The organism is Psychroflexus sediminis, from assembly GCF_900099815.1.
GTDB lineage: Bacteria > Bacteroidota > Bacteroidia > Flavobacteriales > Flavobacteriaceae > Psychroflexus > Psychroflexus sediminis.
Map to the genome: position 1 here is coordinate 52139 of NZ_FNCW01000005.1, position 26039 is coordinate 78177.

The following is a 26039-nucleotide window of genomic DNA, read 5'->3' on the forward strand; positions in this document are numbered from 1 at the left end:
CATTTTCGTTAACTTTCACTTTTGGTTTTTTAAATTTTAAAACATGACTACAGAAGCCTACATCACTCTTACTATTATTGCGATAAGTATATTCTGCTTTATGAAGGAATCTATTCCAATAGATTTGGTAGCGCTTGGCATCATGGTCAGTTTAGTCATTACCGGGGTCGTCGATGCGAGTGAGGCTATTTCAGGATTTGCCAATCAGGCTACTCTGGCTGTAGCCGCCATGTTCATTCTTAGCCAGGCCTTGATCAAATCGAATTTAATCGATTTTCTAGGTCCGTTTATGGAAAAATTACTAAGTAAAGGATACTCCAAATCGATACTCAGCATGGCCCTTATGGTTGGGGGTATATCGGGATTTATAAATAATACACCTGTGGTTGCAACCTTTATCCCCGTCGTGAACAGAACCACAAAAAAACTCAAACGTTCCCCTTCCAAATACCTCATTCCGCTCTCCTTTTTAGCCATTTTTGGAGGGATGTGCACATTGATCGGCACGTCTACGAATCTCCTCGTAAGCGGGATGGCATCCGACAGGGGATTTGAAGGTTTCGAAATGTTCACGCTTGCTCCTGTGGGACTTTGCCTGTTAATCGTGGGGGTTCTTTATGTGATTTTTATTGGTCGTTATCTGTTACCAGATATGGGAACCAAAGACTTAATGGAAGAGGAAGAAGAAGAAATTAAACAGTTCCTGGCTGAGGTTAGCTTAAAAGAAAAATCTGAAGAGAAAGAATTGACTTTAAATAATTTCATCGAGGAAAATGACATCGAGATCAAATTGCTGAAAAGGGATGGCGACACTGAAAAAGATCCGGATCGATCTAAAGCACTAAAACAAGGAGACACCCTGCTCATTGAAGGCTCACTTAAGGAAATCAATAAATTAATTAAAGATGATTATTTGAGTCTTGCAGAAGACTTTGAGGATAAAGAATTTCCTGATGAAGAAACCCGTATGGTCGAAATTATCCTTTTACCAAATTCTGAAATTATTGGTCAAAAACTTGAAGAGGTCGATTTTCTCAACCGGTATAACGCAAATGTTATTGGGATTCGCCAGAGAGGTGAAAAGCAACTCTCAGATTTGAAAGAAGTTAAACTTCAAGCCGGTGATATTTTAGTTCTACTGACTAACAAAAACGGGTATCAGCTTTTGGAAGAGAGCCAAAAAAAACGAAATTCACCATTTATCTCCGTGAGCGAAAAAATACTAAGCGATCTGGATCCTAAGAAGCTTTACATTACAATTTCAGTCATTGTATCTGTCATTCTATTGGCTACTTTTAATATCCTGCCTTTGGTGATTTCTGCTTTTGCAGGAGTAGTCGTCTTGAACATTTTTGGGGTAATCAGCATGCAGGAGGCTTACAGGGCGATAGACTGGAAAGTGATTTTTCTCTTAGCAGGTTCACTGAGTCTCGGTGCTGCGATGTCAAGTAGTGGTCTATCTAAAAATATCAGTGACCTGCTTTTGAATTTTACCAGTCAGTACGAAAGCCAAATGCTGATTGTTGCTCTTTTTTATCTATTCACAGCTTTGCTTACAGAAACCATGAGTAACAATGCTTCTGCAGCATTAATGGTGCCTATTGCCTTTTCCGTTGCAACCAGCCTGGACACCAATATTTTACCACTCTTAGTGACTATTGCCATAGCTGGAAGTGCGAGTTTTATGACGCCAATTGGTTACCAGACCAACACTATGGTTTTTAGTGCCGGTAAATATAAGTTTACTGACTTCACCAAAGTAGGTGCTCCACTCAGCTTTACATTTTTGATAGTAGCCAGTATCCTTATTCCTTATTTTTATCCGTTTTAAAGCGTTCTTCTATTTCAGAATCATCGTAAAATCGGTTCAATTTTTTTTGTAAAAGCTGATAGCGAATAATGCCAAACGTCAATAAAAAAGCACTGATAAAAAATAAGGCATAGCCTACCCAGCTCAAAGGTTCAAAATCTTTCAGTTTTACAAAAGCTATACCCGCGATAATCAGGTAAAAACTCGTACGGATATAAGAAAAAAAGGTTCGCTCATTGGCCAGCGTGGTGCGTTCCATGGCCAAAAAATCGCGCAGGATAATTTTTTCATTATTCCTGAAGTCACTTCTGAATCGTCTAAATTTTTTCATTGTTAATGTTTAAGATGCATTTCAATGTAATGAAAAGTGTGGGATTTTCAAATCTTCTTATAATACTCTTAAAAGCTTTGAATTTATTACATTAATAGTTAATTTAAACAAAGTCTAAGTATTTCATAATAAATTATGATCAATACGCTGTTTAAAACTAGATTATCAAAAGTCTAGTCTTCAAAACCTGGCTTCAGCGGGTTATTTATTTGGATTTTCTGAATTGGAATACAACCCAAACCAAGTTTGAGTGAAATCACAAGTTTTAGTGTTTTACTAAAATATAAGATTTAAACCTTTTATCAATGAATGACATAGAACAGACTACTGCGAATGCAAAGACGCTGATGAGGCAGTTTGCAAAACGAACAGGACTTGATCCTGAAAATGACCAGACCAGCCAACGCTATCTCTGGACCGATGCTTTTGCTCTACTCAACTTTTTAGCGCTTAAAAAAAGTGATGGAAGTAATGTAAACCAAGACTCAGCTTTAAAAATCATACATGAAGTTCATCATCATTTAGGAAAATTTGCCTCCAACGACCCCAGAACCGGTTGGATAAGTGAACTTCCTGAAGAAAAAGCGAAGAATCACCCCACTGTAAAGGGACTCCGTATAGGAAAGCAGCTCCCGGAACGTAAGCCGGAAGAAGCTTATAATCAGCAGCTGGAATGGCAAAGGGATGGTCAATATTTCCATTACCATACCCGCTGGATTACAGCATTATTAAAAGCCGGCGAATTATTAGAAAAAGAAGAATTTGCCAAATGGGCGGCAGAACTCAGTTTAGCAGGCTCCTATTTTATCATTCATAAAAATAATGATATAAGCATGCACTGGAAAATGAGTGTAGATCTTTCCCGACCTCTGGTTCCTGCTATGGGAGCACATGATCCTTTGGAGGGTTTACTTTGTGCCTTACAGGCACGGGAAATGTCAGAGTTTTACAATGAGGAATTTGATATTTATATTGAAGATCTAAAATTACTCTGCCAATATTCCAACTGGCAGACTGAAGATGCGTTAGGAATTGGCGGTTTACTTTTAAATGTCATTCGCGCAACAGAACTTCAGAAAAAAATGGATTTGCCCGATGCTGTAAAACCGGAAAGCCTGCTAAGAGTTGTAGAACAAAGCCTAAAGGCTTTTTATAGATCTTATGAGCCCGAAAAATCGGCAGAGTATCGTCTGGCATTCAGAGAATGTGGACTTTCACTAGGGCTTCGCTGTCTAAAAGGAAACTTAGAATTCCTGGAAAAAAATGGTTTAAAACCAGACATCGATTCCGAAATCTGGAGTATTGCCGATGAAATAGAAGCCTTTTGGCTTAGTCCGGAACATACTCAGGTGTCTACATTTCAGGATCACCTGGATATCAATCAAGTGAGTCTGGCGGCTAGTTTGCTAGCCCGTAAAGCACCTCACATTTATAGCAGAACGCATTAAAAAAAATAAACTTATGAAAGATTCAGTTATTGCAACGTTACAGGAAACTAAAAATGATTTTAAGGATAAAGCAGATTTAAAGGCCTTGATCCAGTCCATCAAAGACAAAAAAATTGTGATGATGGGTGAAGCTTCTCATGGAACTCATGACTATTACAATTGGAGAGCCAAAATCTCTAAGCTATTGATGGAAGAACATGGATTTGATTTTGTAGCTGTAGAAGGTGATTGGCCCGCATGTTATGAACTCAATCGCCATGTCAAAAATTATGAAGATGCCGAAGAAGAAACAAAAAAAGTATTAAAGGAGTTTCAAAGATGGCCGTCCTGGATGTGGGCCAACTGGGAAGTTCATGAATGGGCACAATGGCTAAAAGAATTTAACAAAGAGCTTCCTTCAGATCAACGTAAAGGTTTTTACGGCCTGGATGTGTATAGCCTTTGGGAGTCGCTGGATGCTGTTATGGAATATCTGAAAAAGGAAGATCCTTCCGCCTTGGAAACCGCAAAAGAGGCCATGCGCTGTTTTGAACCCCATCGCGATGAAGGTGGACAAAAATATGCATTATCTACAAGGTTAGTTCCCGAGGGCTGCAGCAAAGAAGTGACTCAGTTACTCACTGAAATTCGTAAAAATGCCACGAATTACAATTCAGACCGGGAACACGCGTTCAGCACCGAACAAAATGCACTAGTCACCAAAAACGCTGAAAAGTATTACCGCATCATGGCTTCCGGAGATGAATCTACCTGGAATCTTCGAGACCGGCACATGATGGATACCCTTAACCGGCTTATGAAATTTCACGGTGAAAATGCCAAGGGTATAGTCTGGGCCCATAACACCCACATTGGAGATGCTTCTTTTACCGACATGGCCGGACAGGGCTTATACAATATAGGAGAGCTTGGTCGAGAAGAATATGGTAAAGACGAGGTGTCTCTTATTGGGTTTGGCAGTTACTGCGGAAGCGTGCTGGCAGGAAGCTCCTGGGGCTCAGCAGTGCAGGACATGGAATTACCTGAAGGACGAGAGGATAGCTGGGAAGATTTATGTCATCGCGCAGGCGATCAGTTTCACATCAACGTGAGTGAACTTAAACATGTTCCCGAATTACAAGAACGGATTGCACACCGAGCAGTTGGTGTTGTATATAACCCAAAACATGAACGTTTTGGAAATTATGTACCTACGCTTATCACAGAACGTTATGATCACTTTTTATTTTTTAATAAATCACAAGCTTTAAATCCTATAGATGTTTCTGTTGAGGATTCTAAAATCCCTGAAACCTATCCTTATGGTTTGTAAGCCATAAGGTATTTTTAAAGAGCTTAAAATCACAAAAAATCATACTATTAATAAAAATAAATTCAGAAAAAATGAGTAAAAAAAACTCAGGCAAAACTTACGATTTGGTTTGCATAGGAGGTGGAATTATGAGTATGACTCATGCTTTGTTGCTTAAAATTTTAAACCCCGCATGTAAAATCTTAATTCTCGAACGGCTTTCAGAAACCGGGCAGGAAAGCTCCAAAACCATGAATAATGCAGGAACTGGGCATGCCGGTAATTGCGAACTGAATTATACAAAAATAAAAGAAGACGGCAGCCTTGATATTTCCAAAGCACTTGAGGTGTGTCATGATTTTGAATTGACCATGCAGTTCTGGAGCTATCTCACTGAAGAAGGCTTCTTATCAGATTCTGACGCATTTGTGTTTCCAACTTACCATTGCAGCTGGGTACATGATGAAGAACAGGTCAGGCTCCTCAAAAAAAGATATGAAACCATGAAAGCCCATGTTGAGTTTGAGAACATGGAATATACCGAAGATTTTAACAGCATGCGTGAATGGTTTCCTCTTATTATGAAACATAGAACCGATGACGAACATCTTGCAGGAACACGAATTAAGCACGGGACAGAGATTGACTTTGAAGCGGTCACGCAATCCTTTATGAATATCCTGAAAAACGAATTTGAAGTCGATATTCTGGTAGATCATGACGTGGAGGATGTCAATAGAATTACTCAGGGCTGGACCGTGGAAGGTAAAATCAGTTCCGATGAAAAGTCTTTTAGTTTTGAAACTGAAAAGATTTTTATAGGAGCCGGAGGCGGAGCCCTGCTGCTACTCCAAAAGTCAGAAATTGAGGAACATGAGCATTACGGGGGATTTCCCGTGAGCGGAAAATGGCTGGTTTGTCAGAATGAAGAGCTCATCCAAAAGCATGAGGCCCAGGTCTATTCTAAAGCCAGCGGAAATAATCCGCCCATGTCTGCTCCACATTTGGACTCCCGTCACATCGATGGAAAAAAAGCACTCCTATTTGGTCCGTTTGCAGGATTTAGTACCAAATTTTTAAAGAAGGGCTCCTCACTGGACCTTCCCCACTCGGTCAATTTTGAAAACATTCCAACGTATTGGGGTGTCTTTTGGAAAAACCTTAACCTTACCAGGTATCTTGTAGAACAGGTGGTGACCGGAAAAGATGCTCAAATGGAAGAATTGAGGAAGTTTATCAAAGAGGCTAAATCTGAAGACTGGGAGATGCAAACTGCAGGACAAAGAGTTCAAATTCTTAAGAAAAGTAAAGAGGAAGGAGCTTTGCTGGAGTTTGGTACTGAAGTCGTTTCCAATACAGACGGAACAGTTACAGCTTTACTGGGAGCTTCTCCGGGAGCATCAACTGCTGTAAAAATTGCTTTAGATATTATAAAGCAGGAATATCCGGATTTACTGAATTCAGACGAAGTCAAAACTAAGCTTGATAGCATGATTCCATTTTGGAATAAGCCTGTGGAAGGAAACGAAGATGAATTCAGAAAAATACGTGAGCAATGCCTGGAGAAGCTCGGCTTAGCCGTTACAACTTAACAGCATTTTGAAATGTTTCTGACTTTTAAAATTCAAAAAAACAACCTAAGAAAAAAATACTGTAACCTTAAAAACAATAAAGAATGAGTACAAAAAAAGACATGATAGAACGTCAACTTAAAAACAGAGATATTGAGGATCCTGCAGTCTTAGAAGCTATGCAGGAAGTGGATAGAAAACGTTTTGTACCGGAGGACATGAAGGACAAAGCTTATGAAGATAGTCCTTTACCAATAGGCAAATCTCAGACGATTAGTCAACCATACATCGTTGCTTATATGGCTCAGGCTTTAGATTTGAAAGAAGACGACAAGGTCCTTGAAGTAGGTACCGGATGCGGTTATAATGCTGCTGTACTATCCCGCCTGGTCAATCAGGTGTATTCGGTAGAAATCATAGAATGGCTGGCCGATTTGGCTAAAGAAAATCTGGAAAAAACAGATTACGATAACATTGAGACCCGTCACGCTGATGGTTATGAAGGCTGGCCGGAAGAGGGTCCTTTTGATGCGATCCAACTTACAGCAGCACCCCCGAAAATACCTGAAACCCTTAAAAAACAGTTGAAAATTGGCGGTAAGCTTTTAGCGCCTGTAGGTACAGCTTCGCAAAGACTGGTTCTAATAGAACGCCTCGAAGAAGATAAATTCGAAGAAAAAGATTTATTGATGGTGAGATTTGTTCCTATGACGGGGCAGGCTCAAAAGGAATAGACCTAAAGATTTCAATCCTTTAAATTTTATAAAACCAAACGATGATGGGAAATAAGAATTATGAAGAAAAAAGAGATTTTGATAAAACCGACGAGCCTAAAGGCAGCAAGAAAAAAAGTAGCGGTGACCAACCGATTTTTGTCATTCAAAAACACGATGCAAGTCAGCTTCACTACGATTTCAGAATAGAGATAGATGGTACCCTGAAGTCCTGGTCTGTCCCAAAAGGACCAAGCACGGATCCTAGCGATAAGCAAATGGCGGTTCCTACCGGAGATCATCCGCTGGACTATGCAGATTTTGAAGGCGTAATTCCTGAAGATGAATACGGTGGAGGAACGGTCATGATCTGGGATAAGGGAAGGTTTGAGAATATCAAAAAAGATGAGGACGGAAACTCTGTAAGTCTCAAAACATCTTTTGAAAACGGATCGATTGAAATTGAACTGCATGGAGAAAAACTGAAAGGGGGTTATGCTTTGGTCGAGATGGATAGCGGAAAAATGGAAGGCAATTGGTTACTCATCAAAATGGATGACGATGAAGCCGATGCACGCCGTAATCCAACCAGCACCGAACCAAAAAGTGTAGAAACAGGAAGAACCCTGAATGCCATTGAAAAAGAAGAAAGCGACTCATGAAAGCTCTGAAAAACATCCTGGCAGAAGAGGTTTTTAAAAAAGCTGAAAAGAAAAAGTTTCCAGGCTTTATGCCTCTCATGCTTGCTACCTTAACCGAAGATTACTTTGATGATCCGCAGTGGATTTATGAAAGAAAACTGGACGGTGAGCGCTGTGAAATTTTAATAGAAAATGAAAAGGTTTCTATCTTTTCCAGAAATGAAAAGCAACTGAATTCGACCTATCCTGAATTTGAAAAGGCTTTGGAAAAAGAAAACTATCCCAATCTTATTCTGGATGGTGAAATAGTCACTTTTGACGGAGATGTAACCAGTTTCAGCAAGTTACAGGATAGAATGCAGCTCAAGAATTCAGAGGAAGCGAAAAACTCTGATGTGAAGGTCTTTTTATATGTGTTTGACATCATGTATTATGACGATTTTGCCCTAGATCAACTTCCTTTGAAAGCGCGTAAAAAAGTCTTGAAGGAAGCCCTTAACTGGGAAGACCCCATCCGCTTTGTATCTCATCGCAATGAAGACGGTAAAGCTTACCACGAAGAAGCCTGTAAAAAAGGCTGGGAAGGCATTATTGCTAAAGACGGGGAGTCTGCTTATGTACACAGCCGCAGCAAAAAATGGCTCAAGTTTAAATGCGCTAAAGGTCAGGAACTGGTTATAGGCGGTTTTACAGAGCCTGAAGGCGAACGCGTGGGCTTTGGAGCTTTACTTGTCGGTTATTACAAAAATGAAAAGCTACAGTACGCCGGAAAAGTCGGGACCGGATATGATGATGAGTTTCTTAAGAAATGGCGAGAAAAATTTGATCAGATTGAACAGGACTCCAGTCCTTTTGAAAAATTTAATGACGACGAAAACGGATTCAATCACTGGATCAAACCGAAATATGTTGGAGAATTTGGTTTTACAGAATGGACCGACGATAATAAACTACGTCATCCCCGATTTTTAGGCATTCGAGATGATAAAGAAGCAAAACAGGTAACTAAAGAAGTCCCAAAATGAAAATAGAAGAGATAGACATATCACATCCCGACAAACCCATTTTTCCAGACAGTGAAATTAACAAACTGGACCTGGTAAGATATTACGAAAAGATCGCTGATAAGATGCTACCTTACCTTAAGGACCGGCCACTCACTCTTCAGCGCTTTCCGGATGGTATTGATTCTGACGGTTTTTATCAAAAAAACTCAGCGGATTATTTTCCGGATTTTATAGAAAGCATTTCCATAGAAACCAAAGAGGGACGTAATACACAGGTCATTTGCAATGACAAAAAAACGCTTATCTATTTAGCAAATCAGGGAGTCATAACCTTCCACATTTGGCTATCAAAAAAAGAGGACTTACATACACCTGACAAGGTTATTTTTGATTTAGATCCTCCAAAAGATGCTTTCGAAAAAGTAAAAGAGGCTACGCAGAAAATTGGCGACTTTCTTCAAAAGGAAGGGAAAAACCCTCATGTGATGACCACAGGGAAAAGTGGCTTTCATGTCTGGTATGACATCAGGAGAACCAAAGATTTTGATGAACGCCGGGAAGAAGCCAAATCGCTGGCTAAAAACATGAAAGAAAAACATCCTGAAATCCTGACTACAGCTACCAGAAAAGATAACCGGGATAATAAAGTGTTTATCGATTACTTACGCAATGCTTACGGTCAGACTTCGGTTTGTCCCTATTCCCTTCGACCGATTCCATCAGCCGGGGTGGCTACGCCCTTAGACTGGGAAGAGTTATCAAAAATCGAAAAGCCAGACCAGTATTCATTTTCAAATATTTTCAGACGCCTGGGACAAAAGGCTTAGGTTGTTTATGACGGGTCTTAAAATGAGTCCTCGGTATAATGATTCAGCTTTCACAAGCTTTAGAATCATAAATGCGGACCTTGTTCTCGCTTCATCCCACGACATATATCGGAGCTTCATTTTTCGATTTCCACTGAAACGATTTTCCGGCACACCTCAACACACCTGGATACCTGTTTAAAGCCAGATTGAAAAGATAATTGACCTGCAAAAGGTAATTTACGTCAATTTATTTTAAAATATTCTTAAATAGAAGGTGGTAGCCTCTGTGTTTATTAGCTTGGAGCAAGTTGTAAATTATTACAAACTTTTAAAAACTAATAAAATGGCAATGATTACAAAAAACGAAGTTTTAAACTTAGCAAGCGAGCATACATCTCCTTGTGTATCTATATTCATTCCTACTCATCGTGCAGGAAAAGAGACCCTAGAAGGGCATGACGAAATTAAACTTAAAACGCAGCTTAAAAAGGTTAAAGCAAAACTTGAAAAACTGGGTTTAAGTGATAAGGAAATTGAAGAATTCGTTGAGCCTGTAAACAAGCTTGTGGACGACAGTGATTTTTGGAGACATCAGTCGGACGGTCTGGCTCTTTTTATTTCAAAAAACACATTCAAAAACTATACAGTACCTGTTCATTTTGAAGAATTCAATTACGTATCCGACGAATTCTATTTAAAGCCCTTAATGCCTTTATTCAATGGTAACGGCTTGTTTTATCTTCTCACTGTGAAAAAAGATGAAGTTAAATTTTACGAAGGTACACGACACACGATGACAGAAGTTATCACTCCCGATGAAGTTCCTTCAAGACTGGAAGACGTCGTGGGCTATGATTATGAACAAAAAAATCTTCAGTTCAGATCCGGACAACAGGGAGATAACAAGGCAGGTATGTATCATGGTGCAGGTGAAGGGAATGCAGAAGCCTTGAATGAGATGAAGCGTTACTTTAGAGCTGTAAATGACGGCATTATGGAGATGTTACATGATGATCAAAATCCGCCATTGGTCGTTTGTTGCCAGGATTTCCAATTTCCTATTTATAAAGAGGTAAACTCCTACAATAATCTGTATGAGGAACATGTCTCAGGAAATCCTGAAGATAAAGATATTCATCAGCTACATGAAGAAGCATGGGACTTATTACAACCTTACTTTAATAAAACCCGTGAAGAAAAATTGAATCTCTATAATGAGTATATCGGTACAGGAAAAGCGTCTGCAGACGTCAATATGATCATTAAAGCAGCGATAGAAGGTAGAATTGACAGCCTTTTTGTACAAAACGGAGCTGAAATATTTGGCGAATACGATAGCAGTACGCAGAAAGCTAATGTTCAAAACGAACTTACAGATTCCAATGTTTCATTATTGAACCTCATCGCCATAAAAGTGTTTGAGAAAGGCGGAAGTATTTATATTCTCGAAAAAGAAGAGATGCCGGATGAAAATCATAAAACAGTAAATGCTGTCTATAGATATTAATTCATCTTTTTTATAAAATAGCTAAAATGACAGGAAACGATGCTGGTTTAAAACCACTATTTCCTGTCATTTTTGATTTAAAACCTATCTTAGTTCAAACTCTAAAAAAATGGCCAGAAGTAAATTGCAAAAAATAAATTCGGTTTTATTATTCTCCTTCTTAGTGATTATTGGATTATACTATGGTGCCGCTTTTTTGATCCCCCTTACGTTCGGTGTATTTTTCACAACCTTAATGATACCCATTTGTAACTTTCTGGAGAACAAACTAAACCTGGGAAGAATTATCGCATCATTCCTTAGCACATTCATCCTGTTTATTCTCATTGGCGGGCTTTTCTTCTTGTTATTCAGTCAACTCAACTTATTTATAAATGACCTGTTGGAACGGAAGGGAGATGTATTTGGATTTGTAGATACAGTTCGACAGCAAATTGTAGATTCTACAGGATTTACCCTGAAGCAGCAAAATGAAATGTTCAACGAACGCCTGTATGGTATGCTCAAACAGGCTCAAACTCATCTATCCAATGTTTTTAGCGAATTCATAAATATTCTCGTTAGCTTTTTACTTACGCTGATTTATGTTTTTTTATTTCTGATCAACCGAAAGAAATTTCACAGCTTTCTCATGAAGTATGTTTCTGAAGAGAAAAAACAAAACACCAAGCAAATTCTAGATAAAGCCAAAAATGTGGCAAATCGCTATTTGTGGGGAAGAATTCAGGTGATGTTCGTCTTGGGGATAATGTACGCTATTACCTTCTTGGCTTATGATCTTGAGTACACTGCTCTCCTGCTTATTTTCGGAGTTTTGATAACCATTATACCATATATCGGTCCTTTTTTAAGCGGACTCTTACCCATACTCTTTATGCTGGTGATGAGTCAAAATTCTACTGAAATACTATCCTTCACCATTCTGATTATTATTATTCAACTCATAGAAAGTTATGTGTTAGAGCCATTACTCATTGGGTCTGAAGTCAAACAAAGTCCATTATTTATCATTATAGCCATCGTTTTAGGGGGTGCGATATGGGGCTTTGCAGGGCTGGTCTTATTTGTCCCCTTGTTTGGAGTCATGAAAATAATTTTTGATCACACTCCGGAACTTAAACCGGCTGGCTTCCTTATAGGTTACGAAGAAAGTGGCGCTAAACTGGAATTTTTATCGCACTGGAAAAATAAAATTATGGGGAGAGGGAAAAGAAACGAAGGTCGTGAGTCGTGAGTCGTGAGTCGTGAGTCGTGAGTCGTGAGTCGTGAGTCGTGAGTCGTGAGTAAAAAAAATAGTTATAACTTCATTTGCTACATTTGAGTCTGATTTTTTTGATTCTGTCCTTCCAATACCTAAAAGACCGCTGAAAATAAAAAAAGAACACATGAAAAAAACACGATCAGGGATTACAATTGAATGCATTGAAGGAGATATTGCTGCACAGAACGATATTTCAGCGGTGGTAAATGCTGCGAATGCTCAGCTTAAAACAGGGGGCGGAGTGGCTGGAGCCATCCACCATGCTGCAGGTTCAGGTCTCGAGAAAGAATGCCGGTCTTTAGCTCCTATCGAGCCTGGAGAAGCTGTAATTACAGGCGGGCATAATCTGCCAAATCAATATGTTATTCACTGTCTGGGTCCTGTTTTTGGAAGAGATAAACCTGAAGACCAGCTTTTGGCAAATTGCTATAAAAATGCCTTAAATATTTCAGAAGAAAAAGGGATAGAATCTATTGCCTTCCCAGCCATATCCACAGGTGCTTTTAGTTATCCAACCCAAAAAGCCGCTGAAGTAGCTATTGGAACTATCAGAGATATGCTTCCGAAATTAAAGGCTGTCAAAACAATTAGATTTGTACTCTATGATAAAAAAGATCTGGAAATTCATGAAAACATTTTATCTGAGCTTTAGGCTTATCGAATTGTAAAACTTGATTTTTTTAACTATCTGTTTAATTTTATTTGGAAAAAAATTATTGAAATTGAGTGACATATCTAGCCTTTAGCTTAAAAAGAATGCTGAAAAAAGGAATCGTATTATGACCTATTTTGAAATAAGAAAAGACTTTTATCTTAACTCATGAGCTTAACCCTATCTATTATAATCTTCGGTGTAGCGACATTGGTTATCGTTGTTGCCGGAACTGCACTGACAAGATATGCAGATCAGCTCGCAGATAAAACAGGCCTGGGAGAAGCCTTGGTAGGAGCCGTCTTTTTGGGTGGGGTTACTTCTATTGCCGGTATTATCACCTCGGTCTCAGCGGCTTACAACAATCATCCTGAACTGGCCATCAGCAACGCGATAGGAGGTATTGCAGCACAAACTCTTTTTCTTTCCATTGCAGATATTACCTATAGAAAGGTTAATCTGGAACATGCCTCTGCATCGTTAACAAATTTGATGCAAGGCGTTTTGCTTATCGGTTTACTGACACTCGTCTTACTAGGTGTCGCGAGTCCAAATTATACTCTATTCAACATTCACCCTATATCCATAACTATTATAATCGCCTATTTGCTTGGAACTCGAATGATTTCCATGGCAAAAGAAAAACCGATGTGGAATCCTAAAATCACGCTCTCTACAGTTGAAGATACTCCGGACCAAGAAAATATCAAGAAAACAAAAATGAGTCATCTTATCATCAAATTTGTTTTGCTGTCGATACTTGTTGGATTTTCGGGATATGCGATTGGTATATCCGGAATCAACATTTCGGATGCCACTGCATTGAGCGAAGGCTTCGTCGGTTCAATATTTACCGCGGTAGCTACTTCACTTCCAGAACTCATCGTTACTTTGGCCGCTGTAAGGCAGAAAGCCCTTGCCCTTGCCGTTGGCAATATCATAGGAGGTAATTCTTTTGATGTGCTTTTCGTTGCTTTTTCAGACATAGCCTATCAGGACGGAAGCATTCTGCATAATATCACAACCTATCAATCCTTTCTAGTGCCTATGACCATGCTTATGGCAAGTATCTTAATCATGGGTTTGCTTCTCAGGCAGCGCAAAGGCATAGGAAATATAGGCTGGGAAAGTGCCCTGATCATTTTAATTTTTATGCTGGGAAATGTGATCTTATATGCTTTTTTTTAAAGATTCCCCGTCGAAGCCAAAAAGTTTTCCCTAGTCTTCGGGTTCTGAAAGGCGGTCACAAGTTTTAAAATCAGAGTACCACCCTGCCCTATCTCATAAATAAAACCTAAACTGAGCCTGCAGGCGGTTATGTCTTAGTTTATTTTTATTTTTAGAAGTGTTCACTGTTTAGTTGAATAAATACATCTATTTTTTAAACAATTAATTACAACCCAGAATAAGATTCGAAATGCTAAATATATCTGAATTATCAAAAAAATCGATAGAACTGATTTTAAAAACACTTGATGAAGATGGAAAAATAGGTGCGAGTTTACCGGGCGGAGGCTTACTTCATATTGAAGAAAATCTGCCTTATTTGATGGTTTACAGGGAAAGGGAAGAAGATGCAGGCACTGAAAAATTAGTTTTAAGTGAAGCGTCTTACCTGTTGGTTGGTCAGCAGAACTTTGAAGATTATCAAAAGTTGATCCACGCCCTTATTGAAAGGCTTTGCACCAAATTCAAGTCTTACTTGGTTTTTGAAATCTATGCTGGAGAACCTAACAATTGCTTTACCATAAAAGCTCCAGTTACAAAGATAGGCAGCACAGTCCAGGTCCTGGAAGAAGAGCTGAATGAGTTAAACAAAAAATTTACAGCCCTTGATTTAAAAATTGAAGTTCAGGACACTCCACACCGGCAAAAGGAGGGTGATCCCGAACTTATGAGCGTTGAGGATGCAAAACGATTAGGAGCCGTCGTCTTAGGACTGGAAGTTCCACCGGTCTACCGCAGTGAAACCGGTGATGTTTATCCTGTGTTTTTAAGGCAGTTTAAAGACTATCTCCTGGATTCTATTCATAAATCCATATTTGATTTTGTACGGATTCACACCTCCTGTAGAATGGAGAGTTATTTGTCTATGGGCAGAGAGCACTTAAAGGATAAGGTATTTGAGATCGATAAGGCCTTAGCAAAAATAGAACGCTCTTATCAATTTTTATGGCTGGTCTCCCCTGCTAATATTCATAGTATCAAAACCAGCTTTTTTGAAAGTCATTATGAGAAGGTTCTGGATTATCATTATCGTATACTTCCTATAGATCCTGATGTTTTGAAAAGAGAACTGTATAACCTTAAGATTGAAGACATCGATGACCCTGCCATGTCCCATATTTTTCGAGAAAAACGTGAGGAATTGGATCATCAAATTACCATGCTGAATGAACGTGGAACTTCCAATTTTTTCTATAACAGTATTAGACTATATAAGGGAATAAGCCGAAAATTAAATAACGAGGCCAAATCAATACTCACTGAAGTTGATGAGGAAGAGGAAAATGAAAATGAAGACTTTATAGATGCCAAAGGCTTTGCCAGTCTGGCACGCAGAGAATTCGACTATTTTTCGAAACAACATAAAGATTTTAAAAGTAAGATTCACATTCGTAAGGATGTAAACATTATGATGGTAAATAAGGGTGAGCTTTATATACCTGCGGATTACCGAATGAACAAAATTGAAGCCAGGGCACTGATTCAGCATGAGGTAGGTACGCATATACTCACGTATTACAACGGTATATGCCAACCCCTGGATTTACTGAGTAGCGGTCTGGCAGATTATGACCCGCTTCAAGAAGGCCTGGCTGTCATGTCTGAATATCTGGTAGGCGGATTGACAGCCAATAGGTTAAGAACCCTTGCGGGACGAGTTATTGCAGGTTCCGCCCGACTGGAGGGAGGCAGATTTCAAGAGATATTCAAACTCCTAAAACTAGAGTACGGTTTTTCTGCTGAAAGGGCCTTCAATATTACTTCCAGAATTATGCAGGGTGGTGGCTTTTTAAAAGACATTATTTATTTAAAAGGTCTGGTGCAGCTTCGTGAACACCTTCAGAAAGGTGGAGAATACGAACCCTTATTGGGAGGAAAATTTGCCTTAAAGCACACTAAGATTATAGAAGAATTAACCGAGAGAAATATACTAAAACCTGCTGCACTTCGGCCAAGTTATTTATTGACCGAAGACGTAAATGAAAAATTAAGTTTAATCAGAGATGGGCTTCCCATTTCAAAAATGATAACAAAATGAAAATTTGCTTTGTATTAAACGACATTGAAAATGAGAGGTATGGAACCTCTATCATGATCATGAAGACCGCGCATGATCGCGGGCATGACGTTTATGCCATGAGCGTTGGTGATTTCAACTTTCACCATGGCGGACCTATTAGCATTAACAGTACTCAAGTTCCTAAAGATGCAAAAATCGATACTGCTCAGGACTATTTGAAGGCTTTAAAAAGTTCGAAAGCCCTCCAGAAAAATATAACTTCACGGGACTTGGATGTATTATTCATCAGAAACAATCCCACCGAGGAAGGATCAGGTCGGGAATGGGCCGAACATGCCGGCATTGCTTTTGGAAAACTTGTACAGCAGCAGGGGGTTTTGGTGTTAAACGATGCGTATGCCCTATCTCAGGCCTTTATAGACAAGCTTTATTTTGAAGAACTTCCTCAGGAAATAAAACCAAATTCCATCATTACCCGAAATAAGGAAGATATTCTAAAATTCTGGGAAGAAAATGATAAGAAAATGGTTTTAAAACCCCTGGAAGGTTCGGGTGGACAAAACGTATTTCTTGTGGATGAAAACCAAAAAAACCTGAATCAAATCATTGAAACCATCAGCCAGCATGGGTATATCATTGCTCAGGAGTTCTTGCCCGATGTCAAGAATGGTGATGTGCGTATCCTGCTTATGAACGGTCGCGTTATGGTAAAAGATGATAAACAGGCCATCATAAGGCGTGTGAGTGGTGAAGGTGAATTCAGAAGTAATTTTGCGCTTGGGGCTTCTGCAGATCACAGTGACCTGACCCCGGAAATGGAACGCATAGTAGAACTAACCGCTCCCAAGCTTATAAGCGACGGCCTCTTCTTTGTAGGTTTAGATGTGGTAGATGACAAACTGATAGAAATCAACGTATTGAGCCCCGGTGGAATGGAGCATTTCGACGAAGTAGGCCTTCCCGAGTTTACCCCTATTATTGTGAAAGCTATTGAACGTAAAGTGGAATATAAAAAGCTTTACGGTCATCAGTTAACAAACCGGGAACTTGCCTGCATGGAGTAAAACGCTTACAGGACAGGCTACACTGCCAAATCTAATTTAGGACTTATCGAGTTTTTTCGAGCCCTGAGTTTGAAATCAATTACTTAGGATTAAAAAATTTAAATAACTTAAAAAATGAGTCAACAAGACGATCAACATATTCCAAGAATTATAGGAGAGTATAGCAGCGATAAAAAAGGCCCATTGCTTTTTGTTACCGCAGGAATACACGGCAACGAACCCAGCGGTGTAAAAGCTTTGGAAGAGGTTTTTAAACAACTAAAGAAAACCAAACCCGAAATCGAAGGAAAACTGGTTGGTGTTTCTGGAAACCATAAAGCGCTCAATCAAAACAAACGTTACATCGATGAAGATCTCAACAGGGTGTGGACTAAAGAGAATATTGAACAGAAAAAAGCAGAAACCCATGAACAAAAAGAAATGTGGGAAATTATTGGTATTCTAAATCAATATCCGGAAGAGGAATATACCAAACGCTACTTTCTGGATTGCCATACCACTTCCTCTCCAAGTTTGCCTTATATTTCTGTCCAGGTCGTCAATGATAATGATGAATGGGCGCATAAATTTCCTACTTATATCATTCGCGGATTCAGCGATATCATCACCGGCGATATAGATCATTACCTCAGTCGAATTGGAATCACGGGCTTTGTATTCGAAGCCGGACAACACGAAGATGAAACCTCTGTGGAAAATCACGAAGGTGTCATTTGGCTGGCCTTAAAAGAAGCCTGCCAGCTCGATCTTTCAAAAATTAAAACCTATCCGGAATGCGTCAATCGATTTGCTGAAAAAAATGCGCCCGAGCAAAAAACCTTTGAACTGATTCACAGACACGGTCTTGAAGATTCGGACATTTTTGAAATGGAACCCGGGTATGAAAATTTTCAAAAGATTGAAAAAGGAGAACTTCTGGCTAAACAAAACGGGAATGAAGTTAGAAGTGAGTGGGATGCCAGAATTTTTATGCCGCTTTATCAGTCTCAGGGAAATGACGGTTTTTTTGTGATTGAAGAAGTAGAATAGAGTAATCGTTGACTTTTGTTCGTTCACAGTTTCGCCGGAATCGTCTAATGGCATAATAGGGTTATAGTGTAATGGAATTGTAAAAAAAAAATTATTTATAATTGAAGAAAAGTTCTTTACCTTTTTTTCTTGGTACTTCTGATATCTATACAAAGGAATATTTCCTGCGAAACAAAAAAGGCCTTCCCGACGCTTTGAAATCGGATAGACATTGCGCTGTCATTCTGAAAGAGCTTTTTCAGCACCTGAAGAATCTTTACACATAAAAAACAAAGAATACTCGTCGTAGCGAAAAGGCCTCTCAGTCGGAAGGATAGAATACTCAAGAATTAATTCACAAACAAAAAAAGCGGTAAAATTTTAAATCTTACCGCTTTTTTATTCAATAAAATGAATCTAGCTTTCAATTTCAAAAGAAACTTTTGCATTTACTGCATAAGAAACGATTTGATTGTTAGTCACGTTGGCATTCATTTCCTTAATATAAACCGATTTTATATTCTTTATGGTTTTTGAAGCTTCAGTCACTGCGTTTTGTGCAGCGTCATCAAAACTTTTATCTGAAGAGGCTAATACTTCTATAACTTTTACAATGCTCATAATGTTTGTTTTTTATTGGTTCTCTACTAAAATAATAAAAAGAAGAAGAAAACGAATTGTATTTAACGAACTTTAACAAAAAGCTAAAAAAATATCTTAAAATACGCTGTTTTAGGTTGTTAGTTTCCATTTTTAGTTACTAGTGAAATTGAAAAAGAATTGATTTAAGAACGGCTCTTTGTTTGGTTCCCTCAGATTAAAAGCGTTCAGGTATCCTATTGAGCTATTCAATTAACTTCCCGCGAATGGAGACCCAAATATGCCAACAGCCAGTTCTGCCCAGATCAAAAGAAAGAGTATAAAGAGAATAGCTAAAATACCTATACGGTATTCAGTATTCCTTACCTGCCTAAGGACAAACTCGGCAAGAATGCCCGCGCTCAGCAAAACTGCTCCCATGACTAAAAAATCAAATGCTTCCCAGTTCACCTGGTTTGTAAATCGCATGGCTATAAAAGGAATAAGAAGGATGAACCCTATTATAAGCAGGATAATAAAAAACCGTTTGTTTATTTTCATCTTGATTACTGTTTTAAATGAATAAGTGTATGAAATCTGTTAATAATCTAAAAGTGGCTTAATCCCAAAGCGTACCGTCCAGTCCTAAAACGAAACCCAGCCATAGCGCTATCACAAAACCTATCAGGCCCAGGATATGCGCTATCGGTTTAGGGATTCGAATCTGAGGCAGCAATCGGCTTATAAAGTGATAAAACATTCCACCAAAGGCCCCAAATAAAGGCGTGATGATGACTGGCCGAACCCTCCAGTACTCTGGCCATCCGGCCTGAGTTTCTGCCCCTGTAATGAAGGCCAGGATAAGCAGTAATGCCATTCCAGCACCCAGCATTGCTTTATATAAAAGCGGTCTGCTGAAAAGACTTCTGTCTAAATTTTGATTTTGTCTCATAAGTTTTGATTTAAGGTTGATTCTTTATTTATAATGTCATTAAATTTTTAGGTTTCACTTTGTAATCCGGATTGCACGGATAAAATAAGCGTCTATTGCTGCGATTTAATCAGGTGTTCAAGAGCATTGATATGGATTTCAAAAGCTTTCTTTCCCGAGGTAGTCATGCTGTATTTTGTATTGGGTTTACGTTTCACAAATGCTTTTCTAACTTCTATAAACCCAAATTTTTCTAAAGCCTTGAGATGACTGGCAAGGTTGCCGTCTGTGACTTCCAGATAATCTTTAAGCGCGTTAAAGTCCAGGGTGTCGTTTACCGCCAGTGCAGCCATGATTCCCAGACGAACCCTGCTTTCAAAGGCTTTATGTAAATCGTTTATAAATGTTTTCATCGCTCATACTTCCAATGCATATAAATACCGTAAACAATATGCATAAATCCAAATCCAATAGCCCAGAATAAAAGTCCGTAATCTGTATAATAGGCTGCTATCAATCCCAGTAAAATCTCAATAATTCCAAAAAACTTGACTTCTTCAAAAGTAAACTTCCCTGCATTGACGAGTGCTAATCCATAAAAAATGAGCATAGCTGGCGCTATCAATTCAATGCTATCCTTTAAAAAAAGAATAAGGATGAAAATTCCACCAGAAACCAGCGGAATCGCTAAATTCATCAACAGTCGTTTAGCTACCGGATTCCACAGGCGCTCCCCGTTTTTAGCTGATTTTTTCTGGGATAGAACAACTGCAGTGGATAAGGCCAGCACCAGGACCAGAGCTCCTAAACTAAAAATACTCAAAACATTCGCCTCTGTGTCTGAACCATAAATCCAGCTACAGGCCAAATAGGCCCCTGCTAAAGCATACACTCCGGCCAGTATACCGGAAAAACCCGTAAGCGATAAAAACTTGGAGGAGCGTTCCATCAGAGAACGAATCTCTGTCAGGTCTCTGAGATAATCTTTTTCTGTATTCATAGAAAGTACTTTGAAATACAAAGTTAAATTTAATCTGATATAATTATCAATCTTTTATTAAAAAATTATATGAACAGACTTGTGAGCTATGATAATCAAGCCTTGTTTAAAAAGAATAGCTCAGGAATCAGATTCTTTTTTTTAAATTACTGTCCATTTTATATCTAAATGAGATAAATAAAAAGCTGCTTAATCGATTTTCTCCTCCTGGTCAGTTTGCAAACAATTCTGAAATGCCCAATAAGAATTCTAAATATTTTTACATTTGTCTAGGGTGCTTGCGAGTTGGAATCTTTTCAAGAATAAAGAGTAACATCGCTTTTCATTTTAAAATCAAATTTTTAATGTCATCAAAAGAAAATAACAATAAAAAAACAATGGGGCTTTGGAGTGCAACTTCCATTGGAGTTGGCGCAATGATTGGAGCCGGAATTTTTGCTCTGATTGGAATTGCCGTTCAAATCGCTGGACAGCTGGCCTACGTTTCATTTATCATTGCAGGCATTATAGCTGCATTTACATCTTATTCTGTATCGAAACTCGCTGTAAAATTTCCCAGTAAAGGAGGCCGGGTCGAATACCTGAATAGAGCCTTCGGCAAAGGTATCTTTGCCGGTGGTCTTAACATTACCATCTGGCTGGGTTATACCATTGTCACGGCGCTTTATGCCAAAGCTTTTAGCGAATATGCTGCTGCTCTCCTGGGCATGCAGGGCCATTCGCTTTTTTTAAGCCTCATGAGTATTGCCATAGTAGCTCTTTTCATTTTTATAAATTTTGCAGGCAGCGCTTTGGTAGGCAAATCAGAATTAGTGACTGTCATTGCAAAAATAGGAATCTTACTTCTGTTTTGTATTCTTGGTTTCACCACCGTTCAGTCCAGTGAACTCTCCGTATCAAAGTCATTCGACTTTGCTGATGTCATGTTTGCCAGTGGTGTCATCTTCATGTCTTATGAAGGCTTTGGTCTTGTCGCAAATACAGCAGAGGATGTTCGTAAGCCTTCCAAAAACCTTCCTAAAGCTTTATTCTTAAGTATTTGTATTGTCATGCTTGTGTATATTTTAACCTCTGTGGTGGTGATAGGCAACCTGTCTATTCCTGAAATCTTAAAAGCCAAAGAGTATGTACTTGCAGAAGCTGCCAGGCCACTTTTAGGTGAAATAGGTTTTGATATTATGGCAATAGCTGCCTTATTTTCAACAGCTTCAGCCATAAATGCAACTATTTACGGTCCTGTGAATATGGTGCACGAAACCGCTAAAGCCAACCAACTGCCATCTTTTTTAGTCAAAAAAATTTTTAATCATAAGTCTGGTATAGCCTTGCTGGTTACCGGAGGACTGGTCATTCTGATTACGATAACACTGGATCTGGAGGCCATTGCTGAAGTGGGAAGTTTGGTCTTTCTGATGATTTACACCCTGGTGAACATTGCTAATTTTAAATTACGCCGTAAAACCAAAAGTAAAGCCTGGCTTGTGGTGCTTGGTATAGCCGGGACCAGCTTTGCCTTTGCTGCGCTTTTTTATCATGAACTACAGAAACAAAGTTTATCTCTATATGTATTTTTTGGTTTAGTACTCCTCTGTTTTATATATGAATGGATCTTTCAGAGAAAGAACCTGAAAAACCAAGATTAAATTATATTTTTCTAGTAAAAAACAAATCGATTTAAAAACAACGTTTGAGCAAAACTACTAAAAATCAGTCCTCTCTATCCAGAACGCTTTCCCTGCGCGTAGCGATCAGCATTGGTGTTGGCATTATGGTGGGAGCCGGGATTTTTGTTTTCCCTGGCATCGCTTCGGGGCAGGCCGGACCAGCCGCCATGTTATCTTTTCTTCTTGCCGGCAGTATTGCGTTTATCGTAGCTTTATGTACTGCCGAACTGGCTACGGCCATGCCTGAAAGCGGCGGCGGATATTATTTTGTTTCCAGAACCTTTGGTCCATTCTGGGGAATGCTCATTGGTATTGGACAGTGGTTAGGCCTCGTATTTGCCAGCGCCTTTTACCTGTATGGATTTGGGAGTTACCTGTTGGATTTACTCAAAGAAATCGGTTACCAACCCGGAGATCCTATCATTCTTATCGGTTTAGCCACTGCTCTACTTCTTACGTTTATCAATATTATGGGAACCAAAAGCGCCGGAAGATTACAAAACAACGTGGTTTTGATACTCACTGGAATTTTGACCCTATTATTTATTTACGGTGTGCTCCAGGCCTTCGGAATTATAGGTGAAACTAGTTTACCAGCACCTTTTGCACCCATGGGTTACAGCCCCGTCTTTGGGGTTTCGGCACTTATATTTACCTCTTACCTGGGTTTCGTTCAAATCGCAACGGTGGGAGGAGAAATCATCAATCCTCAGCGCAATTTGCCTCGTGCTTTGGTCGCTAGTGTGCTTATCGTTCTCTGCCTTTACCTTTTAGCACTGTTTGTCACGAATTCTGTGCTTCCTGTAAATCAGCTTAAGGAGCTTGGAGAAACTGCAATTGTGGAAGTCGCCAGAAGTCTCATAGGAGATATCGGTGCTTTGATTGTGCTCTTCGCAGGCTTACTGGCTACCTTTTCCAGTGCGAATGCCTCCATCCTCAGCTCTTCCAGAACCATTTTCGCATTGAGTAAAGATCGGCTTGTGCCAGAATGGGTGTCCGACATACATGAACGTTTTGGCACACCGCATCGCGCTTTATTTTTGGTAGGTTTGCCTATTGTTGGAATTCTATTTATAGGAAAACTTGAAGTTCTTGCAGAAGTGGCCTCCTTACTCCACCTGGTGATTTACGGACTTATTTGTGCCTGTGTTTTAAAATTGCGTAAAAAACGACCTGTTTGGTATGTCCCGGGATTCAAAACGCCAGGTTATCCTGTTATACCCGCTGTGGGAATGCTGGCTGGATTTGGACTTATATTTTTTATGAAACCTTTATCACTGATGCTGGGCGGAAGTGTTCTTCTGGTGAGTGCCCTGTATTATCTGGCTTACGCTAAGGGAAAAACGCTTACCGACCCCTCCCCGCCTCATATTGAACCCCAACTGCGGCAGCCACGGATTTTACTGCCCATTGCCCTGCCTTTGGAGAAGCCTATTCCGTTAGCCATTTTGCGGAATTTTACAGACCTTGAAGTTTTGCTGCTGGGTTATAAAGAGCTGAAGGAACAAACCAGTCCGGAACAATTTGAAGAAGAGGACGATGGAGAATCTCAAAAGGAGCTGGATAAAGTTAAAAAAGAACTGGAAGATGAGTCCTTTGACGTCATAACCGAATTGGTATTCACTCGCGATGTGTCTCAGGCCATCGACAACGTGATCTTAGAATATGACTGTCAGGCCCTGCTCGTGGTAAAACCCATCGAAGAACTCAGCCGGCTGCTGATTCCTGTCTATGATATCAATCAACTCAGTAAACGATACGCAACGGTCATCTATGAACTGACCAAAGCCAGCAACCTGCCTGCCAGCCTGATGTTTATTGAAAGCGATGAAAGTTCTGAAGACTCTGAAAACGAAAACACCAAAGATACCTCTGCGATGAAAAGTAAAGCCATTAAAAGGCTAAAACAGGCCGGAGTTCAAAGAAACAAGATTGAGACAAGTGCTTTAAAGGTAAGTAGTATATCTGAAGCCGTAGAGGAAAAAAGTGAGTCCGACGATCTTGTGATCCTGGTAGAGGCTAATGCCAAAGAACGGGAAAACTTCATCAATAGAATACGGGAAAAAATCAGTAATAAAATTGAATGCCCGCTATTGGTGGTTCTCGAAGAACGCGAGCGGGAAGAAGATACCGAGCGTGAAGACAGCCCCGCAGAAGATGTAGAAGACGTTGAAGAAGACAAGGAAAATAATGCGTCGTAAGCCCCTTTCCGAAAAATAGCCTAAGCTTTAAATTATCAAGTTCTTTTCCAAAAATTAAGTCCTTTACACATAAAGTGCACCTAAAATTCTATATTTGATCTAAACTCAACATATTATGAAAAAGCTTCACATTATCTTGTTTTGGTTAAGTGGATTATTTTTAGGGCTTATGATTTGCGCCTATTTTACATGTCCTCTCTGGAAAATAGCCGTTCCAACCATGTTATTTCTATCTATAGCGACAGGAGTGACTGGTTACAACAGACTGAAAGAACAAAAAAAACCTTGAGATTTGCTTAAAAAATACTATAGCAACGAATTTTAGCATTTACGCCTCCTAATATCATCCCGATCAATCTTAATAAAAAAATATGCTCCCAAAACTAAGCAGAAGAAATGAAGTCGATTTTAGAAATTTATGACCTAAGCACCCATCAAAGAGAAGTGATCTATGAAGAGGCCGGGCATTTCGAAGCACCAAACTGGAGTAGTAAAGATGAGTATCTACTATTGAATGCTAATGGTCAACTCTTTAAATGGGACTTCAAAACCAAAAAGAAAGCAGAGGTGGATACTGGCTTTGCTAAAAACCTAAACAACGATCACGGAATTTCACCTGATGGGAAACAAATCGTGATGAGTTCTGCTGATGCAATATCTGCTACAGATAAAGAGCAATGGCTCACCTCTAAGATTTACTTACTTCCGTCTTCAGGAGGAGTACCCGAACTCATAACCCCCCGGGAACCTTCATTCTGGCACGGCTGGTCGCCAGATGGGAAAACGCTGGCCTACACCGCCAAACGGGAAGCGGGTTTTGATATTTACAGCATCGACCTCCGGGGAGGGAAAGAAACCAGGTTAACTGACGGCAAATGGCTGGATGATGGCCCCGATTATTCTCACGATGGCAGCTACATTTACTACAACTCCATGCAATCCGGAAGTATGGAAATCTGGAGGATGAAAACAGATGGCAGTCAAAAGACCCAACTGACCAAAGATTCATATTCCAATTGGTTTCCACATCCTTCCCCGGCGGGAGATTCTTTTGCGTTTTTATCCTACCTGGAAGACCAGGGCGAGGCCCATCAGCCAATGAAAAGCGTAGCCTTAAGGCTCTATGATTTGCAAACAAAAACCATCAAAACCTTATGCGAATTCACTGGCGGACAAGGAAGCATCAATGTGCCTTCCTGGTCGCCGGACGGCAGACGATTTGCCTTTGTGTCTTACGAAAAGACTGAAACTTAAATGCTTCATCATCCGTTGCACCTAATGAACTTGAAGTCACACCGCCAGGT

At 39.6% G+C, this 26039-nt stretch carries 25 protein-coding genes; 19 read left to right on the plus strand and 6 right to left on the minus strand.

What is annotated here, in order from left to right:
• Positions 1–43 precede the first annotated feature (43 nt).
• A complete protein-coding gene (locus BLP81_RS05960) occupies positions 44–1831 on the plus strand; it encodes an SLC13 family permease (protein ID WP_093367026.1) in 1788 nt (595 codons plus the stop codon).
• On the opposite strand, the gene BLP81_RS05965 is transcribed toward BLP81_RS05960, so the two are convergent.
• A complete protein-coding gene (locus BLP81_RS05965; protein WP_093367029.1) occupies positions 1806–2141 on the minus strand; it encodes a DUF202 domain-containing protein in 336 nt (111 codons plus the stop codon). The two genes, BLP81_RS05960 and BLP81_RS05965, sit on opposite strands and share 26 nt — an antisense overlap.
• 305 nt (positions 2142–2446) lie before the next feature.
• On the opposite strand from BLP81_RS05965, the gene BLP81_RS05970 reads away from it, so the two are divergent.
• From BLP81_RS05970 to BLP81_RS06035, 14 genes are all read left to right on the plus strand, one after another.
• Positions 2447–3589 (plus strand): hypothetical protein, encoded by a 1143-nt coding sequence (locus BLP81_RS05970; protein WP_093367032.1) that lies wholly within the window; start codon positions 2447–2449, stop codon positions 3587–3589.
• A gap of 13 nt (positions 3590–3602) precedes the next feature.
• A complete protein-coding gene (locus BLP81_RS05975) occupies positions 3603–4901 on the plus strand; it encodes an erythromycin esterase family protein (RefSeq protein ID WP_093367037.1) in 1299 nt (432 codons plus the stop codon).
• Between the two features lie 71 nt (positions 4902–4972).
• Positions 4973–6472: a malate:quinone oxidoreductase gene (locus tag BLP81_RS05980; RefSeq protein ID WP_093367039.1), complete on the plus strand. Its 1500-nt coding sequence runs from the start codon at positions 4973–4975 to the stop codon at positions 6470–6472.
• 83 nt (positions 6473–6555) lie between these two features.
• The gene (locus BLP81_RS05985) at positions 6556–7185 is read left to right on the plus strand and encodes a protein-L-isoaspartate(D-aspartate) O-methyltransferase (RefSeq protein ID WP_218118872.1); all 630 of its coding nucleotides are present in this window, start codon (positions 6556–6558) and stop codon (positions 7183–7185) included.
• 44 nt (positions 7186–7229) lie between these two features.
• Positions 7230–7826, plus strand: coding sequence for a DNA polymerase ligase N-terminal domain-containing protein (locus tag BLP81_RS05990; protein ID WP_093367042.1), 597 nt, complete (start codon positions 7230–7232; stop codon positions 7824–7826).
• On the plus strand, positions 7823–8830 hold the full coding sequence (ligD, locus tag BLP81_RS05995) for a non-homologous end-joining DNA ligase (RefSeq protein WP_093367044.1): 1008 nt from the start codon (positions 7823–7825) through the stop codon (positions 8828–8830). The genes BLP81_RS05990 and ligD (BLP81_RS05995) overlap by 4 nt, the downstream gene beginning before the upstream one ends.
• Entirely contained in the window at positions 8827–9639 is an 813-nt protein-coding gene (ligD, locus tag BLP81_RS06000; RefSeq protein ID WP_093367046.1) for a non-homologous end-joining DNA ligase, read from the plus strand. Before ligD (BLP81_RS05995) ends, ligD (BLP81_RS06000) begins: the two co-directional genes overlap by 4 nt.
• Before the next feature lie 325 nt (positions 9640–9964).
• Positions 9965–11128, plus strand: coding sequence for a baeRF7 domain-containing protein (locus tag BLP81_RS06005; RefSeq protein WP_245686424.1), 1164 nt, complete (start codon positions 9965–9967; stop codon positions 11126–11128).
• A gap of 109 nt (positions 11129–11237) precedes the next feature.
• Positions 11238–12362, plus strand: a complete 1125-nt coding sequence (locus BLP81_RS06010) for an AI-2E family transporter (protein WP_093367050.1) — start codon at positions 11238–11240, stop codon at positions 12360–12362.
• A gap of 151 nt (positions 12363–12513) precedes the next feature.
• Positions 12514–13041, plus strand: a complete 528-nt coding sequence (locus BLP81_RS06015) for a macro domain-containing protein (protein ID WP_093367052.1) — start codon at positions 12514–12516, stop codon at positions 13039–13041.
• 168 nt (positions 13042–13209) lie between these two features.
• Positions 13210–14229 (plus strand): sodium:calcium antiporter, encoded by a 1020-nt coding sequence (locus BLP81_RS06020; protein WP_093367055.1) that lies wholly within the window; start codon positions 13210–13212, stop codon positions 14227–14229.
• A gap of 229 nt (positions 14230–14458) precedes the next feature.
• Positions 14459–16306 (plus strand): peptidase MATCAP family protein, encoded by a 1848-nt coding sequence (locus BLP81_RS06025; protein ID WP_093367058.1) that lies wholly within the window; start codon positions 14459–14461, stop codon positions 16304–16306.
• Positions 16303–17352, plus strand: a complete 1050-nt coding sequence (locus tag BLP81_RS06030; protein WP_093367061.1) for a glutathione synthetase — start codon at positions 16303–16305, stop codon at positions 17350–17352. The genes BLP81_RS06025 and BLP81_RS06030 overlap by 4 nt, the downstream gene beginning before the upstream one ends.
• 114 nt (positions 17353–17466) lie before the next feature.
• Positions 17467–18381: a M14 family metallopeptidase gene (locus BLP81_RS06035; protein WP_093367065.1), complete on the plus strand. Its 915-nt coding sequence runs from the start codon at positions 17467–17469 to the stop codon at positions 18379–18381.
• A gap of 396 nt (positions 18382–18777) precedes the next feature.
• Here BLP81_RS06035 and BLP81_RS06040 read toward each other — a convergent pair whose 3' ends face one another.
• The 5 genes from BLP81_RS06040 to BLP81_RS06060 form a co-directional block, all read right to left on the minus strand.
• Complete coding sequence (locus BLP81_RS06040) at positions 18778–18981, minus strand: dodecin family protein (protein WP_093367068.1); 204 nt, start codon at positions 18979–18981, stop codon at positions 18778–18780.
• 231 nt (positions 18982–19212) lie between these two features.
• Positions 19213–19500 carry a hypothetical protein gene (locus BLP81_RS06045; protein WP_093367071.1) on the minus strand — a complete coding sequence of 96 codons (288 nt, stop codon included), beginning with the start codon at positions 19498–19500 and terminating at the stop codon, positions 19213–19215.
• A 58-nt stretch (positions 19501–19558) separates the two neighbouring features.
• Positions 19559–19891 carry a hypothetical protein gene (locus BLP81_RS06050; RefSeq protein WP_093367075.1) on the minus strand — a complete coding sequence of 111 codons (333 nt, stop codon included), beginning with the start codon at positions 19889–19891 and terminating at the stop codon, positions 19559–19561.
• A gap of 92 nt (positions 19892–19983) precedes the next feature.
• Positions 19984–20283 carry a winged helix-turn-helix domain-containing protein gene (locus BLP81_RS06055; RefSeq protein ID WP_093367079.1) on the minus strand — a complete coding sequence of 100 codons (300 nt, stop codon included), beginning with the start codon at positions 20281–20283 and terminating at the stop codon, positions 19984–19986.
• The gene (locus BLP81_RS06060) at positions 20280–20870 is read right to left on the minus strand and encodes a hypothetical protein (protein WP_093367083.1); all 591 of its coding nucleotides are present in this window, start codon (positions 20868–20870) and stop codon (positions 20280–20282) included. Before BLP81_RS06060 ends, BLP81_RS06055 begins: the two co-directional genes overlap by 4 nt.
• Positions 20871–21214: 344 nt before the next feature.
• On the opposite strand from BLP81_RS06060, the gene BLP81_RS06065 reads away from it, so the two are divergent.
• The 4 genes from BLP81_RS06065 to BLP81_RS06075 all read left to right on the plus strand — a co-directional run bounded on the left by BLP81_RS06065 (position 21215) and on the right by BLP81_RS06075 (position 25989).
• Positions 21215–22513 (plus strand): APC family permease, encoded by a 1299-nt coding sequence (locus tag BLP81_RS06065; RefSeq protein ID WP_176752686.1) that lies wholly within the window; start codon positions 21215–21217, stop codon positions 22511–22513.
• Positions 22514–22557: 44 nt separating this feature from the next.
• The gene (locus tag BLP81_RS06070) at positions 22558–24735 is read left to right on the plus strand and encodes an APC family permease (protein ID WP_093367090.1); all 2178 of its coding nucleotides are present in this window, start codon (positions 22558–22560) and stop codon (positions 24733–24735) included.
• Positions 24736–24850: 115 nt separating this feature from the next.
• Positions 24851–25024 (plus strand): hypothetical protein, encoded by a 174-nt coding sequence (locus BLP81_RS13625; RefSeq protein WP_176752687.1) that lies wholly within the window; start codon positions 24851–24853, stop codon positions 25022–25024.
• A 107-nt stretch (positions 25025–25131) separates the two neighbouring features.
• Positions 25132–25989, plus strand: a complete 858-nt coding sequence (locus BLP81_RS06075) for a TolB family protein (protein WP_093367094.1) — start codon at positions 25132–25134, stop codon at positions 25987–25989.
• The last annotated feature ends 50 nt before the right edge of the window (positions 25990–26039 follow it).